This window comes from Cohnella massiliensis (assembly GCF_900169535.1).
GTDB classification, from domain to species: Bacteria; Bacillota; Bacilli; order Paenibacillales; family Paenibacillaceae; genus Cohnella; species Cohnella algarum.
On the sequence record NZ_LT821259.1, the window covers coordinates 179671 to 194504 of the forward strand.

15 protein-coding genes are annotated in these 14834 nt (G+C 62.0%); 8 read left to right on the forward strand and 7 right to left on the reverse strand.

The window, feature by feature from the left end; all coding sequences use genetic code 11:
- Positions 1-416: 416 nt before the first annotated feature.
- Together B7E11_RS29015 and B7E11_RS14760 are read right to left on the reverse strand one after the other, a co-directional pair.
- Entirely contained in the window at positions 417-719 is a 303-nt protein-coding gene (locus B7E11_RS29015) for a hypothetical protein (RefSeq protein ID WP_139787208.1), read from the reverse strand.
- A 10-nt stretch (positions 720-729) separates the two neighbouring features.
- Positions 730-1647 (reverse strand): transposase, encoded by a 918-nt coding sequence (locus B7E11_RS14760; RefSeq protein ID WP_139787209.1) that lies wholly within the window; start codon positions 1645-1647, stop codon positions 730-732.
- 466 nt (positions 1648-2113) lie between these two features.
- On the opposite strand from B7E11_RS14760, the gene B7E11_RS14765 reads away from it, so the two are divergent.
- From B7E11_RS14765 to B7E11_RS14780, 4 genes are all read left to right on the forward strand, one after another.
- On the forward strand, positions 2114-2356 hold the full coding sequence (locus tag B7E11_RS14765) for a cysteine-rich CWC family protein (RefSeq protein ID WP_080835982.1): 243 nt from the start codon (positions 2114-2116) through the stop codon (positions 2354-2356).
- A 120-nt stretch (positions 2357-2476) separates the two neighbouring features.
- Positions 2477-3163 carry an MBL fold metallo-hydrolase gene (locus B7E11_RS14770; protein ID WP_080835984.1) on the forward strand — a complete coding sequence of 229 codons (687 nt, stop codon included), beginning with the start codon at positions 2477-2479 and terminating at the stop codon, positions 3161-3163.
- A gap of 21 nt (positions 3164-3184) precedes the next feature.
- The gene (locus B7E11_RS14775; RefSeq protein WP_080835986.1) at positions 3185-3751 is read left to right on the forward strand and encodes a TetR-like C-terminal domain-containing protein; all 567 of its coding nucleotides are present in this window, start codon (positions 3185-3187) and stop codon (positions 3749-3751) included.
- A 100-nt stretch (positions 3752-3851) separates the two neighbouring features.
- The gene (locus tag B7E11_RS14780) at positions 3852-4712 is read left to right on the forward strand and encodes a VOC family protein (RefSeq protein WP_080835988.1); all 861 of its coding nucleotides are present in this window, start codon (positions 3852-3854) and stop codon (positions 4710-4712) included.
- Between the two features lie 12 nt (positions 4713-4724).
- Here B7E11_RS14780 and map read toward each other — a convergent pair whose 3' ends face one another.
- Positions 4725-5477, reverse strand: coding sequence for a type I methionyl aminopeptidase (gene map / locus B7E11_RS14785; protein WP_080835990.1), 753 nt, complete (start codon positions 5475-5477; stop codon positions 4725-4727).
- Positions 5474-6079, reverse strand: coding sequence for a TetR/AcrR family transcriptional regulator (locus tag B7E11_RS14790; RefSeq protein WP_080835993.1), 606 nt, complete (start codon positions 6077-6079; stop codon positions 5474-5476). Before B7E11_RS14790 ends, map begins: the two co-directional genes overlap by 4 nt.
- Before the next feature lie 212 nt (positions 6080-6291).
- Between B7E11_RS14790 and B7E11_RS14795 the strand changes: the two genes are divergently transcribed.
- The 4 genes from B7E11_RS14795 to B7E11_RS30665 are packed head-to-tail and all read left to right on the forward strand — an operon-like array spanning position 6292 to position 11683.
- Positions 6292-7059: a hydroxypyruvate isomerase family protein gene (locus tag B7E11_RS14795; RefSeq protein WP_080835995.1), complete on the forward strand. Its 768-nt coding sequence runs from the start codon at positions 6292-6294 to the stop codon at positions 7057-7059.
- A gap of 40 nt (positions 7060-7099) precedes the next feature.
- On the forward strand, positions 7100-9664 hold the full coding sequence (hrpB, locus tag B7E11_RS14800; protein ID WP_080835997.1) for an ATP-dependent helicase HrpB: 2565 nt from the start codon (positions 7100-7102) through the stop codon (positions 9662-9664).
- A gap of 56 nt (positions 9665-9720) precedes the next feature.
- Positions 9721-10401 (forward strand): tetratricopeptide repeat protein, encoded by a 681-nt coding sequence (locus tag B7E11_RS14805; protein WP_080835998.1) that lies wholly within the window; start codon positions 9721-9723, stop codon positions 10399-10401.
- 58 nt (positions 10402-10459) lie between these two features.
- Positions 10460-11683, forward strand: coding sequence for an RluA family pseudouridine synthase (locus tag B7E11_RS30665; RefSeq protein ID WP_281256505.1), 1224 nt, complete (start codon positions 10460-10462; stop codon positions 11681-11683).
- 49 nt (positions 11684-11732) lie between these two features.
- Here B7E11_RS30665 and B7E11_RS14815 read toward each other — a convergent pair whose 3' ends face one another.
- The 3 genes from B7E11_RS14815 to B7E11_RS14825 form a co-directional block, all read right to left on the reverse strand.
- Positions 11733-12125 carry a PilZ domain-containing protein gene (locus B7E11_RS14815; RefSeq protein WP_080835999.1) on the reverse strand — a complete coding sequence of 131 codons (393 nt, stop codon included), beginning with the start codon at positions 12123-12125 and terminating at the stop codon, positions 11733-11735.
- An 82-nt stretch (positions 12126-12207) separates the two neighbouring features.
- Positions 12208-13521, reverse strand: a complete 1314-nt coding sequence (locus B7E11_RS14820) for a hypothetical protein (RefSeq protein ID WP_080836001.1) — start codon at positions 13519-13521, stop codon at positions 12208-12210.
- Positions 13511-14692: a glycosyltransferase family 4 protein gene (locus B7E11_RS14825; RefSeq protein WP_080836002.1), complete on the reverse strand. Its 1182-nt coding sequence runs from the start codon at positions 14690-14692 to the stop codon at positions 13511-13513. Before B7E11_RS14825 ends, B7E11_RS14820 begins: the two co-directional genes overlap by 11 nt.
- Between the last annotated feature and the right edge of the window lie 142 nt (positions 14693-14834).

Genomic DNA, 14834 nt, shown 5'->3' on the forward strand with positions numbered 1-14834 from the left:
CGCGAAATCCTCATCAGGGACAAATCGCCGTAAAAGATTGGCTAGTCACAAAATCATCGGGACAAATTGCCGCAAAAAATTCGCTAGTCACAATCATCCCGCCAAGGACCAACTAGTACAAGAATTCGCTAGTCGCGAAATTCCCGCCAGGACACATTGCCGAAAAAAACCGCTAGTTACGAAATCCCGTTCGCTCAGGAAATGAAACTGCGTTATTATTGTGCCTGAGGCAATCCCCCACGGTAAGCAGAAACCCGATAATCGCAAAAGAAACGGAACAACCGTAGACGGTAATTAGCTGTAATATGGAATCGGAATAGCTTTTTGAAATTGGGTGTGAAACCGTTAAGGGCAACGGCAGCATGAGACCGTAATGGCTTATAAAAGATGATAATCCATGGCATGGAACTGAAAGGTCAATCGGCAGCGTGGAACCGTAGTGGCTTATAAAAGATAATCCACGGTATGAAAGCGGAATGGTTTATAGAAGATAATCGATAGCGTGGAATCGCAGTGGCTTGGCAGCAATTGGTGGCGTAAAACCGTAGCGGCATATAAAAGACATTCGGCGGCATGAAACCGGAACGGACATAAACGGTAATCGGCACCAGCATGAACATCGAACGTCGCATGGATGGAATCAAATCAGAATAAATCATTAGGAAGCTGACCCGTAAATAGGCCGAATCGTGGGCAAGAATCGTCAAATAGAGTTTCATTCAATTCAACTCAACTTGCAGATGGGAAGTAGGCGGGAGGAATAGCGGCAAGCGAGCGAACGTGCTTGCTCTTGCCGGGCGTCCCCGTCAAAGCCGGATAGGTGATGGTGGATCGCGTTGCGCAGTCGATTAACAGCTCGATGAAAATCATCCCCGCTTGCCGGTTCCACAAATAGCAAAAATGCTCCAGATACGCCTGCAGATGCTTGCTGCCGATGCCGCGAAATAAGTCCGCCAGCCAGTTTTCGGCGGTTTTGAAAATCCGCTTCAGCTTTCCGGAACGATAGCGCATGAGGCGCCAACGAAGATCGACATCGGCCTCCTCGTCTACCCATTCCTCCTCGAACCGATCCCGATCGGATATTTCGGGCGCCCGGCTGCGGGGCGTTTTGGGCTGCTTTTTGATTTTGATCCGGGACATCTCCTCGCAGAGGCCCACGCTGGCGCCGACGATCACGGGCTGTTCCTGCTTGTGCCCTTCTGCGGAGGCGCGGAATTTTTCGCTGTATATCGCGTTGATCATGCAGACGGTGCCGGTGAGCAGCTGTCCGTCCTCCGCTTGCCGCATGGCATGACGAATTTTGTGGCACATGAGCCAGCTTGTTTTATAGGTAACGCCGATCCGTTCGGACAATTGCACGGCATTGATATCGTCGGGCTGGGCATGCAGAAAAAGAGCCTGAAACCAGAGCCGAAGCGGCGTGCGGCTGCCCTCCATAATCGTGCCGACCGTAAGCGATGTTTGCTTGCCGCAAGCGCGGCAGTCGTATAAAGGAAGCCGGCGGGTGGAAGTGACGGAAGCGTGAGGATGCGCGCAGCGAGGACAGCGGAAGCCATGGGGCCATTTTGCCTGAAACAAGATCCGGATACAGTGGCTTTCATCGCGAACCAACTCGCAAAACTCCTCAAAGGACATCAGCTCGATCACGGCGCATTCCTCCGATCGAAAGGGAACGTTTGTTCTGCTTTATTATACCAAACATTTGTTCCTTTGTGAATGCTGAAATTCCAAATAAAAGGGAGAAAAATCTCGTATGTTAGGCGCAGAGGGGGGACTTCGCCGGCTGAGTCAACTGGCTGAGTTAGCCGGAGTCAACTGGCCGAGTCAACTGGCCGGGTCAACTGGCCGAGTCGACTGGCGGAGTTAACTGGCTGAGTCAACGGGATATCGTCGTATAAGGGAGAAAATCGGAGTAGATCGGCCGAGGGGAAGAGTTTTTCGAAACGAGCGAAAGCGCGGGATTTGTCGAGCAAAACGGACTCAAGCCTCGAAAAAAGTCGGCTCCTCTGAGCGATCGGGATAGCGCGGGCGAAATTCCGCCGAACGAAGGCGGCGACCGCGATTCTCCCTTTGCTCTTCGCCTGGATTTGCTATAATAGACGGGCGAACGGAAATGGTTCCGTATATTTTCGGGGGAGGGAAGCCGGTGTTGATAAATCCAGCCGAATGTCCGCTTTGCGGGCAGCAGAACCGATGCGCCGTCCATGCCGGAAAACCGATCGAAGACTGCTGGTGCAAAAAGGTTTCGATACCGAAAGCGCTTCGCGACCGCATCCCTCCGGAAAAGCGGGCAAAAGCATGCATTTGCCGAGCTTGCGTCGAACAATATCAAGCTCAAGCCCGGCTCGATACATGAGGAATGCCGGAAGGCGAGGCCCGAAACTGCGATAGGCGGTTGCCAAAACTAATGGTATTAGTTTATAATGAGACCAACAACGAAACTAATGCTGATAGTTTTAGCGGGGGAGCGATTTCGATGAGAGTGATTCGCGAGGATACGATTTGGCAGTTGACGTTTATGCCTCGTTTTTTTCCGGTGAACGTTTATCTGGTCGAGGAGGATGACGGGCTTACGCTGATCGATGCGGGTATGCCTTTCAGCGTCAAGGGCATTCTGAAAACGGCCGAGCGAATCGGCAAGCCGATCGCGCGGATCGTGCTTACCCATGCCCACGACGACCATGTCGGGGCGCTAGATGCGCTGAAAGCCGCGCTTCCGGATGTTCCGGTCTGCATTTCGGAGCGGGATGCGAGACTGCTCGCCGGCGACGTGTCGCTGGACGCGGGCGAACCGCAAACCCCGATTCGCGGAGGCGTCCCGAAAAAGGTGCGGACGCGTCCGGATGTGCTGCTGCGGGACGGGGACCGCGTCGGGTCGCTGCTCGCCGTCGCCGCGCCGGGACATACGCCGGGTTCGATGGCGTTTCTGGACACGCGCAACCGCGCGCTCGTCGCGGGCGACGCGTTGCAGACGCGCGGCGGCCTGGCTGTTTCCGGCCAGTTGAAGGCGGGCTTTCCGTTTCCGGCGTTCGCCACCTGGAACAAGGAAACGGCGCTGGCCAGCGCGCGAAAGCTGACCGGGCTTCGGCCGGCATTGCTTGCCGTCGGGCACGGCCGAATGCTGAAGCATCCGCAGCGGGCGATGGAGCGGATCGTTACTTGAAACAAAGTTTCGGAGGTCATAATGATGCCAAGAATCGGACTTGATTTGCCTACTTTGGTTCGCGCCGCGGCCGAACTTGCCGACGCGCAAGGGCTTGAGGCGGTGACGCTCGCTTCCGTCGCCCAAAAGCTGCAAATCCGCTCTCCTTCGCTATACAACCACGTGAACGGGCTGGCCGATTTGCGGCGTCAGCTGGCGCTAAAGGGGATCGAATTGCTGACCGGGGAGATCGACGCCTTGGCTTCCGGCACTGCGGGCGACGAGCGGATTCGCGCCATAGCGGAAAGTTATGTTTCCTTTGCCCGCTTGCACCCGGGACTGTACGAAGCGCTGCAACGCGCTCCGGAGCCGGGCGACGAGGAGCTGGCGCGAGCGGGCGGCGACTTGGTCGGTCGATTCGTCGAGGCGATGAAGGATTACGATATCGAAGCGGATGAAGCCCTTCATGCCGTAAGAGTCGTCCGCAGCATGCTGCACGGCTTCGTGACGCTCGAACGCCAGGGCGCCTTCGGGTTGCCGCTCGAACTGGACGTTACGTTTCGGCTGCTGGTGGACACTTTTTTAAAAGGAATTCGTTCGCCTCGTTGACCTTCATGCTTGAATACGGTATGATACTTACGAAAAGTAATCTACTTATCGTAAGATCCGCCATCGACTCGGAGTGCGGATCGACAGGAGGATGTTCGAAATGGCGAACCGCATTCATCCGGAAACGGAAATCGGCAACGTGCATTTGAGAGTAAGCCATCTGCAGCGGTCGATTCAATATTACGAGGAAGTCATCGGATTCAAGCTGTTGAAACGGGAGGGCAGCGTCGCGCAACTGACGGCGGAAGGGGGCACGGAGCCGCTTCTGATCATCGAAGAGCTTTCGGGCGCCGTCGCGACCGAACGGAGAAGAACGGCCGGCCTGTACCATTTCGCCATTCTTGTCCCGACGCGGAAAGCGCTCGGCTTGTCGGTGCGCAATCTGGCCAGGCGGAACGTTCCGATCGGCCAGGGCGATCATTTCGTCAGCGAGGCGATTTATTTGAACGATCCGGACGGCAACGGCATCGAAATTTACGCGGACCGTCCGCGGGAAACATGGAACTACACGGCGAGCGGTGAAGTGGCGATGGGAACCGAAGCGGTCGACATTCGCGGCTTGCTCGCTCTAGCGGGGGACGACGAATGGGCGGGTCTTCCCGCCGGAACCAAGATCGGGCACATCCACCTGCATGTCAGCCATTTGTCCGAGGCGCGCGAATTTTATTGCGACGTGCTCGGCTTCGGCCTGATGGCGAATTACGGTGGCTCCGCGCTGTTCGTTTCGGCCGGCGGCTATCACCATCATATCGGCCTGAACGTTTGGGCGGGAGTCGGCGCCCCTCCGGCGCCGGATAATGCGCCGGGCCTTGACTTCTACACGATCGCTTTCGCTTCGCGTGAAGCGCTGGAGCCGACGCTCGCGAGCATCCGCGAAGCCGGGATCGCGGTCGCCGAGCAGGACGGCGGCTGGCTGGTGGAGGATCCTTCCCGCAACCGTCTGCTGCTCGTCGTCAAGTAACGAAAGGCGAGGTCAAATGCCCTGATCCGTCAAAATAAGGGGGCCGTCCTTGGTGATCGCGATCGTGTGTTCGAATTGCGCCGACAGCTTGCCGTCGGCCGTCCGGCACGTCCAGCCGTCGGGATCGATCGTCATCCGCCACGTTCCGGCGTTGACCATCGGTTCGATCGTGAACACCATGCCTTCCTTGAAGCGGAAGCCTTTGCCCGGCGTGCCGACGTGAATGAAGCTCGGCTCCTCGTGCAGCTCTTGACCGACCCCGTGGGCGGCCAGGTCGCGAACCAACGAAAAGCCTTGCGCTTCCGCGTGCTTCTGCAGCGCGTTCATCGCGTCGCCGATCCGGTTGCCGACGACCGCTTGGGAGATGCCGATGTCGAGGCATTCCTTCGTCACCCGCATCAATTTTTGCGCTTCCGGCGAGAGCTCGCCGACGCCGTAGCACCACGCCGAATCGCCGACCCAGCCGTCGAGCTGGGCAACGATGTCGATTTTGACGAGGTCGCCGTTTTTGAGCGGCGTCTTGTTCGGGAATCCGTGCGCGATCACGTCGTTGACCGACGCGCACGTGGCGTACTTGTAGCCCTTGTACCCTTTCGTGTAGGCTCGCGCCCCGGCGCGGGTCAGCTTGTCGTCGACGAGCTCCTCGATGTCCCAGGTCGAAACGCCCGGCCGGATCATTCTCGCGATTTCCTTATGGCATTCCGCCACGAGCGCACCGACCGCCTTCAGCTTTTCGATCTCCTGGGCGGATTTTAACGTAATCATAATTGTTTCTCCTTCCGTTTAAGTCCTTCATATAAAAGCTCGATCCAATCCGGCTCGCCGATTCGCGAGCGATCGTGGTACAGCCACAGATTGGCGCAGCCGACAAGCGCTCCCAGCCAGACGTTGGCGGACCGTTCGGCTTCCTTCGGCCCCGACTCTTCGAGCAGCGCCCGTTCGATCGGCTCGAACAATCCGGTCTGAAACGCTTTGCCGAGCGAGGCCGCATCCTCGGGCGGAAGCTGGTGGAATTTTTCGGAAGCCATCCGGTACAAAATCAGACAAGCCGGATCGGCGCTCCACAGCCGCGCCAAACGCTTGCCCAGATCGTTCAGCCGCTGTCGGGGAGGCGCTTCCGTCCGCATGGATTCCGCCGTCAGTGCCGCCGCGCGCTCCAGGGCCTGGTCGAGCATGTCGCGAACGAGCCGATGCTTGTTGGAGTAGTAGTGATAGGCGGTTCCGTACCCGACGCCGGCCTTGAACGCCACGTCCCGCATCTCGAACGCCATTCCTTTTTCCAAATACACTTCCGCCGCGGCGGCGATCATTTGCTTGACGCGGGCCGACCGGATTTCCTCGTTTTGCTCTTTCGTGCGGGGAGACATGCTCGGGACCTCCATTGCCGTTTTTTGACCTACTGATATGTCAATATAAAATTATCCTTTTGCCCGCCTTCTGTCAAGGACCGTTCGCCCATTTCGGGAAAAGGACGGGTTACGCCGGCCGGCCCGGCGGTGTACAATGAACGTGCACGGCGGCCGCGATCGGATAGGGTTCGCCGGCGGCCGCCTTTTTAAACGTCGGGGGTGCTTTTTTCATGAAATTGTCGGTATGTATCGACGCGGTGTTCCGCGGAACGGACAGCGCGGAGGCGATGAGGCAAACGCGCGAAGCGGGAATCGGCGCGGTCGAATTTTGGTCGTGGTGGGACAAGGATCTGGACGCCATCCGGAAAGCGAAAGATGAGCACGGGCTGGAGGTGGCGGCGTTTTGCACGAAATTCGTCACGCTTCTCGATCCGGAAGCCCGCGGCGATTATATCCGGGGACTCAAGGAATCGATCGAGGCGGCCGGCCGGCTCGGCTGCAAACGCTTGATTACCCAGACGGGAGCGGACCGCCGGGGCGTCGAGCGGGCCGTTCAAACTCAGCATATGATCGACGGGCTGCGGGAGTGCGCGCCTTTGCTGGAGGCATCCGACATCACCCTGCTTGTCGAGCCGCTCAACACGGCGGTCAATCACCCCGGTTATTTTTTGTCCTCGTCCGAGGAAACGTTCGCGCTGCTGCGGGAGGTCGGCAGCCCGAACGTTAAAGCGCTTTACGATATTTATCACCAGCAGATCACGGAAGGCGACCTGATCCGGCGGATGACCGCCAATCTCCCGCTGATCGGGCATCTTCACGCGGCCGGGCACCCGGGCCGCCATGAGCTTCACATCGGGGAAATCAACTACCCGTACGTCTTCAAGGCGTTGCGGGAAGCGGGTTACGGCGGTTACGTCGGCCTCGAATATTTCGGCGTCGGAGAGCCGGCAGCGGGGCTGGCCCAAGCGGCCGAATTTATCGGCGAAAGGCAAACATGATAAGCTGAAGAGAGAAACGGATTGCGGGGAGGAGACGGGAATGTCATCGATGCCGATCGACCGGTCGATCCCGGACTTGGCGGAGGCGCTGCGAACCGAGCGGATGGCGGTGCTGGCGGCGGCTCCGGGCGCGGGCAAAACGACGCGCGTGCCGATCGCGCTGCTGCGGGAAGAGTGGCTGCAGGGAAGGAAAATCGTGCTGCTGGAGCCGCGGAGGCTCGCGGCCCGCAGCGCCGCGCGTTTTATGGCGGCCTCGCTGGGCGAGACGGTCGGCGAAACGGTAGGCTACCGCGTGCGCATGGACACGCGGATCGGGCCGCGCACCCGGATCGAGGTGGTAACGGAAGGCGTACTGACGCGGATGCTGCAGGCCGATCCGGCGCTGGAGGAGGTCGGAATCGTCATTTTCGACGAATTCCACGAACGGAGCTTGCAAGCCGATCTGGGGCTCGCGCTGTGCCTGCAGTCGCGCGAGCTGTTCCGGGACGACTTGCGGCTGCTCGTCATGTCCGCGACGCTGGCGACGGAGCCGGTCGCGGAGCTGCTGGGCGGGGCGCCGGTCATCGAGTGCCCCGGCCGCATGCATCCCGTCGAGACGCGGTACGCGGCGCGGCGGGCGGAGGGGCCGATCGAGGACGCCGTCGCGGCGGCCGTCCTCGAGGCGCTAGCCCTCTATCCCGAGGGCGACGCGCTCGTGTTTTTGCCCGGCGCCGGGGAAATCCGGCGCGCGGAGGCGCGGCTGCGGCCGGCGCTCGCGGGCCGGCCGGTGGACGTGGCGCCGCTGCACGGCAGTTTGCCGCAGGAGGCGCAGGACCGGGCCGTCGCGCCGAGTCCGGAGGGACGGCGCAAGGTCGTGCTGTCCACGTCGGTGGCGGAATCGAGCCTGACCGTGCCGGGGGTTCGCATCGTCGTCGACAGCGGACTCATGCGGGTGCCGCGGTTTTCGCCGCGCACCGGCATGTCCCGCCTGGAGACGATCCGGGTGTCGCGGGCGTCCGCGGACCAGCGGCGAGGGCGCGCGGGACGCGTCGCCCCCGGCGCGTGCTGGCGGCTGTGGACGGAGGAGGAGGACCGGCAGCTCGCGCCGGCCGGCGCGCCGGAAATTCGCGAAACCGACCTGGCGGCGCTCGCGCTCGATCTGGCGGTTTGGGGCGTCGCCGATCCGCTCGAGCTGGCCTGGCTCGACCCGCCGCCGGCAGCGGCTTACGCGCAAGCGGTCGAGCTGCTGCGCTCGCTCGGCGCCTTGACGGCGGGCGGCGCGCTGACGCCGCACGGCCGCCGCATGGCTGCGCTCGGCGCGCATCCGCGGCTCGCGCACATGCTGCTCATGGCCGAAGTGCTCGGCCATACCGTGCTCGCGAGCGAGCTGGCGGCGCTGCTCGGCGACCGCGATCCGCTGCGGGGCGAAGCCGGCCGCAGCCCGGACATCGGCTTGCGCGTCGAAGCGCTGCGGGGCGGGGCCGCCGCGGCGGCCGTCGACGAGCGCGCGCGCGAACGGCTGCTTGCCGAGGCGAGGGAGCTTCGCCGCTCGCTCGCCGCGCCGGCTTTGCCCGCCCCGTATAAGGCGGGCGCGAACCGCCCGTCCGCGAGCGGGGCGAACGCTCCGGCGGGACCGGCACCGGCGGCCGGCGGCCGGTCCGTCTCCGCGATCGGCGTTCTGCTCGGCTTCGCCTATCCCGACCGGATCGGCCGCCGGCGCGGTCCCGGGCGCTATACGCTAAGCGGCGGCAGGGGGGCGGTCATGTCCGAAAACGCGCCGCTCGCCCAAGCGGAATTCGTCGTCGTCGCGGAGCTCGACGACCAGGGCCAGGAGGGGCGCATCCAGCTCGCCGCGGCTTTGGAGGAAGCGGAGCTGGAGCGGCATTTTGCCGGCTGGGTTCAGGAAACCGAATCGGTCGCATGGGATGCCGGCGCCCAGGCGGTGCGCGCCAGAAGCGTTCGCAAGCTGGGGGCGATCACGTTGGCGGAGCGTCCGCTTTCCCGGCCGGATCCGGAAGCGGTGACGGCGGCTTTGCTGGAGGGCGTCCGAACGGAAGGGCTGCGCCTGCTGCCTTGGACCCGCTCCGCGAGGCAGCTTCAGGAACGGGTTCGGTTCCTGCGGCGCCATGACGAAACCTGGCCGGACTGGTCGGACGAGGCGCTTGCCGCTTCCGCTCCGGAATGGCTCGCCCCGCACGTCCACGGCATGAAAAGCCGGGCCGACCTGCAGCGGCTGCAGCTGGCGAGCGCGCTGGAAGCGTCGCTTGACTGGGAACGGCGCCGCAAGCTGGACGAAGCCGCTCCGACGCACGTCGTCGTTCCGAGCGGCTCGCGCCTGCCGATCGACTATTCGGATCCGGAAGCTCCGGCGCTCGCGGTCCGGCTTCAGGAGATGTTCGGCCAGCCGGAGACGCCGCGCATCGCCGGAGGGCGGGTGCCGCTGACGCTGCACCTGCTGTCTCCCGCCCAGCGCCCGGTCCAGGTGACGAAAGATTTGGCGAGCTTTTGGCGGACCGGGTATTTCGAAGTGCGAAAAGATTTGAAAGGACGCTATCCGAAGCACTTTTGGCCCGACAATCCGTTGGAAGCCCCGGCCACGCGCAGGGTCAGGCCGGTTACGCCATAGCGGGAAACGATCCGGGGAAAATCGGCAACGAGAAAGCAGAGGGAGGAAAAGACGAAATGAAAACTTTTTTTCTTTTCGGTTTGCTGTGGGCGCTGCTGGGCAATCCATTCGTGGCGCTGCTCGTCCTGTTGATCGTTCTCTATTTATTGGAGCGGCGCTTCATCGGCTTGACGCCGAGTCTCGTCCGCCCGTTCCGCCGCCGCAGCGCCGCCGCGAAGCTGAAGCGGCAGCTGGCGGTCAATCCGCATGACGTTTCCGCCAAATCCGAGCTCGCGCACCTGCATATCGAGGCGAAAAAGTTCCGCGAAGCCCGCGAGGTGCTGCTCGGCATCGAGCGCCAAATGGAACATTCGGCGGAGTATTGGAGCGATTTGGGACTTGCCGAGCTCGGACTCGGCCAAATCGAGCAAGGGGAAAAGGCGATGCTGAAGGCGCTGGACATCAGCCCCCGCGTTAAATACGGGCTGCCTTATTTGCGGCTTGCGGAAGCGTACGCGGACCGGGACGCGGAAAAAGCGCTGGATTATTTGCGCCAGTTCCAGGAAATTCATTCGTCCTCCTGCGAAGCCTACTTTCGGCTGGGAAGCGTCTATGCGAGGCTTGGCCGGGAGGAGCAAGCCCGCCAGGCGAACCGGGAATGCCTGGATATTTACCGTACGCTGCCCAAATACATGAAACGCAGGGAACGGAAATGGGCGCTTCGAAGCTGGCTGCGGAATCGGCAAGGCGCAATTTGACAATTGCGTTCCCTTCCCGTATATTTTGTGCGAAACCGGCGATCGGAGTGGATAAAACATGAGCGGATCCGGCAGGAACCGGCAGCGAAATCAAGAACGGAATCACAGAACGGACAGGGCGGGCGCAAGAACCGCGAAGGCCGGCGGCGGGAAGCCGGGGGCAAAAGCGTCCGCGGCGGCGGGCCGGGGAGCCGGGTCCGGCAGCCGGCGGGCCGAATCGGGCGGCAAAATCGCCCGCGCGGGAGGCAGATCGGCCGCGGCGGGGGCGAGGTTCGCCGAAGCGCGCGGCAGAACCGCCGGCGCCGGCAGGTCCGCCGCGGCCGGCGGCAAATTTAGCGCGACGGTCGGCGGCGGCGCGGCGGCAAGCGGCCGCAGGCTCCCCGCCGGCGCGGCGGCGGGCGCGCCGCCGAAGCTGGGAAGACGGCGGGGCGATTGGGTGGACGTCAAGCTTCCGGACGGAGCCGCAGGCGCGCCGCTGCCGCAGGCCATGAAGCTTACGCCCCTTCCGCCGAAGCTCATCGCGAAGCTGCTTCAATCCAAGGGCGCGCAGCTGCAGGGATCGACGCTCCGGCTGCAGCTGTTTCCGGACGAAGAGCGGGATTTTCCGCCGGACTGGATGGAGCTGAACGTGTTGTACGAAGACGACTTTACGCTCGTCGTGAACAAGCCGTCCGGCATCGAGGTGCATCCGAGCGAGAAGGGGCAGCGTCGGACGCTTGCCCACGCGGTATCGTCCTATTACGAAATGTCGAACCAGAACGTCAGAATCCGGCATATCCACCGTATCGACAAGGAAACGACGGGACCGGTTCTCTACGCGAAAAACGAATTCGCCCACTACCAGTACGACAAGGCGATGCGGGAGAAAAAGATCGAGCGGATTTATTTGGCTTTGGCGGAAGGCGTCATCTCCCAGGACAAGGGGAAAATCGACAAGCCGATCGGGCAGGACCGCCATCATTCCACGCGGAGAAGGGTAAGCGAAACGGGAGATCCGGCGGTTACGCATTACGAGGTGGTGGAGAGATTCGGGGACCACACGCTTGTCCGGCTGCGGCTGGAAACGGGCAGGACGCATCAGATTCGCGTCCATCTGTCGGCCATCGGCCACCCGCTGGCCGGAGACGGCTTGTACGGCGGCAAGCGCGGCCTCATTTCCCGGCAAGCGCTGCACGGGGAGCGGCTTCTCTGGTTCCATCCGTGGACCGGGGAGAAGCTGTCCGTAAGCGCGCCGCTGCCGGACGATTTCGGGGAAGCGCTCAAACGGCTTCGCGAGCGGTGAACGAACGAGGGTGTCCGGGAGCGCGATTTCCGCTGCCGGCCCCCTCGGGTCAAACGTGGGCCAATTTGGCTTCTTCCGCCTGCTGATGCTTGAGCTTCGCGAATGCTTTCAACTCGTCGGTGATTTCCTGCCGATGAGCATCGTCGAAGCGGACGCCGTACTGGTAGTCGTGAGCCCTCCGTTCCTCCCAGACGAGCGTTCCGCGCAATTCGAGGGTCCGGGTCAGGTTCAGCGACAGCACGATTTTGCATTCGTTATGGGAAAGCCGGAAATTCAACGCGGTTTCGAGTTTGCCGCCGCCTTGGCTGAGGTCCAGCATGGTGGCTTCGGCTTGTTTGCCGCTCGCGACGCGATTTCCGTTGATCTCGTACGGCCGAATCAAGCAAGGCTGTCCGGGATGGAATGCGTAGCGAAACGGCTCGTTTCTTCTGGACATCGTCATGTATGTCTACCTCCGGCGGCGAAAATCTCGCTTTTTTTTCCAGTGTATCTCCCCCCTCTGAACAAATTCTAAACATTCCCGATCAACGCCGGGCGCACAGCGCCTCGGTCATCAAATACGAAAGCGCGGCCTCGGCCCCGCAGTTCATGTTGGGCCCGTTTTTTTGCAGGCCGTCGCAGCACGACCCGTCCCGGGGATCGACCATTTGCACCCGCAAATCGTTCCCCCCGAAAAACCAGTCGAGACAGCGGTTGCGCAGCTGCCGCAGCGTCGCGATAAACTCGCCGATTTCGGCGACCGTTCCTTCCAATCCGGCCAAGCCGCCCATATCGCCAGGCGCCGCCAGGACGGCTTCGGACGCGGTCTTGCCGGCCGAAGCGGCGGATCCGATCGCGGGGCGAGCCGCCGCCAGCGCGCCGGTCTCCCGGCGCCGGCCGCTCCCGCCGTTGGCGAGATCCGGCGAAACGACGAGGAAGACGCCGTCTTTCCGCGCCGCTTCCAGCGCCGTCGCCGCTTCCTCGAAAGCGAGCGCGAGCTTGAAGATTTCCAGCGGCTGCTGGTCCCAGCGGCTCGCAACCTCGCGGGTTCGCCACTGCTCGTTCCCGATCGGCCTGAACCATCCGCCTTCGGTCGTCATCGCCTGCTGCAGGAAGGACAGGCTGTCGAGTCCGACCTCCAGCGCTTCGGTTCGCCGCGTGACGCGGTACGCCCGGAGCAGCGCCCACGGGAGAACGCCGTTGCCGTAGGTCATGATCGGCTCGAACCAATGCCAGTCGCCGCGCGACCCTTCCCGGTATGCGTCCAGCAGCAGCTCCTCCAGGCGAAACAGATGGTCGCGGAGCTCCTCCCGCCAGCCGTCCGGCAGAACGATCATTCCGAGCCGGGCGGCATCGAGCAGCTCGGCGCACGCGGCGAGGGCGAACGCCCGCCCGCGCAGCGAACCGATCCGGCCGATCGTCCCCATCGCCTGTTGAAGCATGACGAAGGCCGTTTCCCTCTGGCCGGCTTCGAGCCGGACCCAGGCGACAGCGCATCCGTACAGGGATCGGCCCTGGCAATCGTGGGATGCCGACTCCGGTTCCGGAATCCGGGTATAGGCGACGTTGTTGTGAAACCATCCGTCTTCGCGCTGGCTCCAGAGCAGGAAGGCCAGGTAAACGTCGGCAAGCGAAGCCAGCCGTTCCCGCTCGCCGGGAGCGAGCCGCTCCGCGCGTTCCGGAGCCAGCCACTCGGATACCGCCCACAGCGCGCGCGCGTTGTCGTCGGTCGTATAGCCTTCCTTGCGTCTCGGAATGCGTCCGAGCGCATGCTCGAGCAACCCGGTGTCGTCCGTCAAACGGCGCAGATGACGGAAGGAGGGCGCACCGGGCCGCCGATAAGCGGCATTAGCCGACATCCGCCATGCTCCAGGACGTTTTCGCCGCCACGCGCTCGAGCAGCCCCAGGTACTGCGCTCCTACCTGGGGCCACTGCATGCTGCTGCCGATGTCGGCCATCCATTTTTCGCAATGGGCGAGCAGCTCGGGATACGTAAACAGCTCGATGATTTTTCCGCTCCAGGCTTCCGTGTCTCCGTAGGGAAGCAGGAGTCCCTCGTAGCCCTGCACAAGATCCTTCGCGTAGCTGTACGGGGTGCTCAAAATCGGGCGCCCGAGGCCGGCGGCGTAAGCGAGCGTTCCGCTCGTAATCTGCTGCAAGCCGGGATACGGCGTAACGTAGAGGTCGCAAGCGGAAATGAGCGCCGTCAGCTCGTCTTCCGGCAAATAGCGGTTGATCATCCGCACATGATGCGTCAGGCCGAGCTGCTCGACGAGCGAGGACAGCTCCTCCCGGTACGCTTCGCCCTCGCGCTTGCGGACCTCGGGATGCGTCTGGCCGGCGATGATATAGAGAAGGTCGGGGACGGCCTTCACCGCTTGGGCGACCGCCCGCAAAAGCGATTCCACGCCTTTGCTCCGGCTGAGCAGGCCGAATTGGAACAGCACCTTGCGATTTTCCCATCCGTATTTCAGGCGCGTCGACTTTTGTTCTTTCCGGTCCGGAACCGGGCTCCCGTGCGGAATAAAGGAGATTTTGTCCAACGGAATGTCGAAGCTGTCGTGGAGATAACCGATGGCCCTGCGGTTCATGACATGGATATGCTCGCTTCGGGCCGCGATTTTCGCCTGAACCGAAGCGTAAGGCTCGCTCGGATGCTCGAACACGGTATGGAAAGTGGTGACGACCGGCTTTTTAACCCGCTCCAGAAATTCCAGCACGTACGCCCCCGCCTCGCCGCCGAAAATGCCGAATTCATGCTGAAGCGATAAAATCCGAATGGGGCTGCGATTGACAATATCGGCCATTTCGACGTAATCCGCGGGTTCGTGCCGCCGCAGCGGAAAATGAAATTGTTCGTCGTAAAGGCCCGCTTCCTCCGGATCGCACAGGGCGATGACGGGATCGGGCGAGGAGGCGTTTTTGACCGCACCCACCGCTTCCCTTAGATGATGGGTGTAGGTGGCCAAACCGCATTTTTTCGGCACGTAAGTGCTGACATAACCGATTTGAAGCGCCTGGTTGCTCATTGCACACCTCCGAAGCGCGGCTGCAAACCGCTTGATGTAAAATGGATACGGCTAAAACGCCGGGAATATGATAAAAATAGGGTGACCGGGTTTGGCCCGAAAGCCCGTCTTGTGGTATCCTTGACTTATCGGTTGATGCAAA

Coding starts and splice junctions, on each gene's coding strand:
- B7E11_RS14765 (WP_080835982.1), top strand. CDS start 2,114: ATGGTTCCGTATATTTTCGGGGGAGGGAAGCCGGTGTTGATAAATCCA.
- B7E11_RS14780 (WP_080835988.1), top strand. CDS start 3,852: ATGGCGAACCGCATTCATCCGGAAACGGAAATCGGCAACGTGCATTTG.
- B7E11_RS14795 (WP_080835995.1), top strand. CDS start 6,292: ATGAAATTGTCGGTATGTATCGACGCGGTGTTCCGCGGAACGGACAGC.
- B7E11_RS14790 (WP_080835993.1), bottom strand. CDS start 6,079: ATGTCTCCCCGCACGAAAGAGCAAAACGAGGAAATCCGGTCGGCCCGC.
- B7E11_RS14820 (WP_080836001.1), bottom strand. CDS start 13,521: ATGTCGGCTAATGCCGCTTATCGGCGGCCCGGTGCGCCCTCCTTCCGT.
- B7E11_RS29015 (WP_139787208.1), bottom strand. CDS start 719: ATGAAACTCTATTTGACGATTCTTGCCCACGATTCGGCCTATTTACGG.
- B7E11_RS30665 (WP_281256505.1), top strand. CDS start 10,460: ATGAGCGGATCCGGCAGGAACCGGCAGCGAAATCAAGAACGGAATCAC.
- B7E11_RS14825 (WP_080836002.1), bottom strand. CDS start 14,692: ATGAGCAACCAGGCGCTTCAAATCGGTTATGTCAGCACTTACGTGCCG.
- B7E11_RS14770 (WP_080835984.1), top strand. CDS start 2,477: ATGAGAGTGATTCGCGAGGATACGATTTGGCAGTTGACGTTTATGCCT.
- B7E11_RS14775 (WP_080835986.1), top strand. CDS start 3,185: ATGATGCCAAGAATCGGACTTGATTTGCCTACTTTGGTTCGCGCCGCG.
- hrpB (WP_080835997.1), top strand. CDS start 7,100: ATGTCATCGATGCCGATCGACCGGTCGATCCCGGACTTGGCGGAGGCG.
- B7E11_RS14815 (WP_080835999.1), bottom strand. CDS start 12,125: ATGACGATGTCCAGAAGAAACGAGCCGTTTCGCTACGCATTCCATCCC.
- B7E11_RS14805 (WP_080835998.1), top strand. CDS start 9,721: ATGAAAACTTTTTTTCTTTTCGGTTTGCTGTGGGCGCTGCTGGGCAAT.
- map (WP_080835990.1), bottom strand. CDS start 5,477: ATGATTACGTTAAAATCCGCCCAGGAGATCGAAAAGCTGAAGGCGGTC.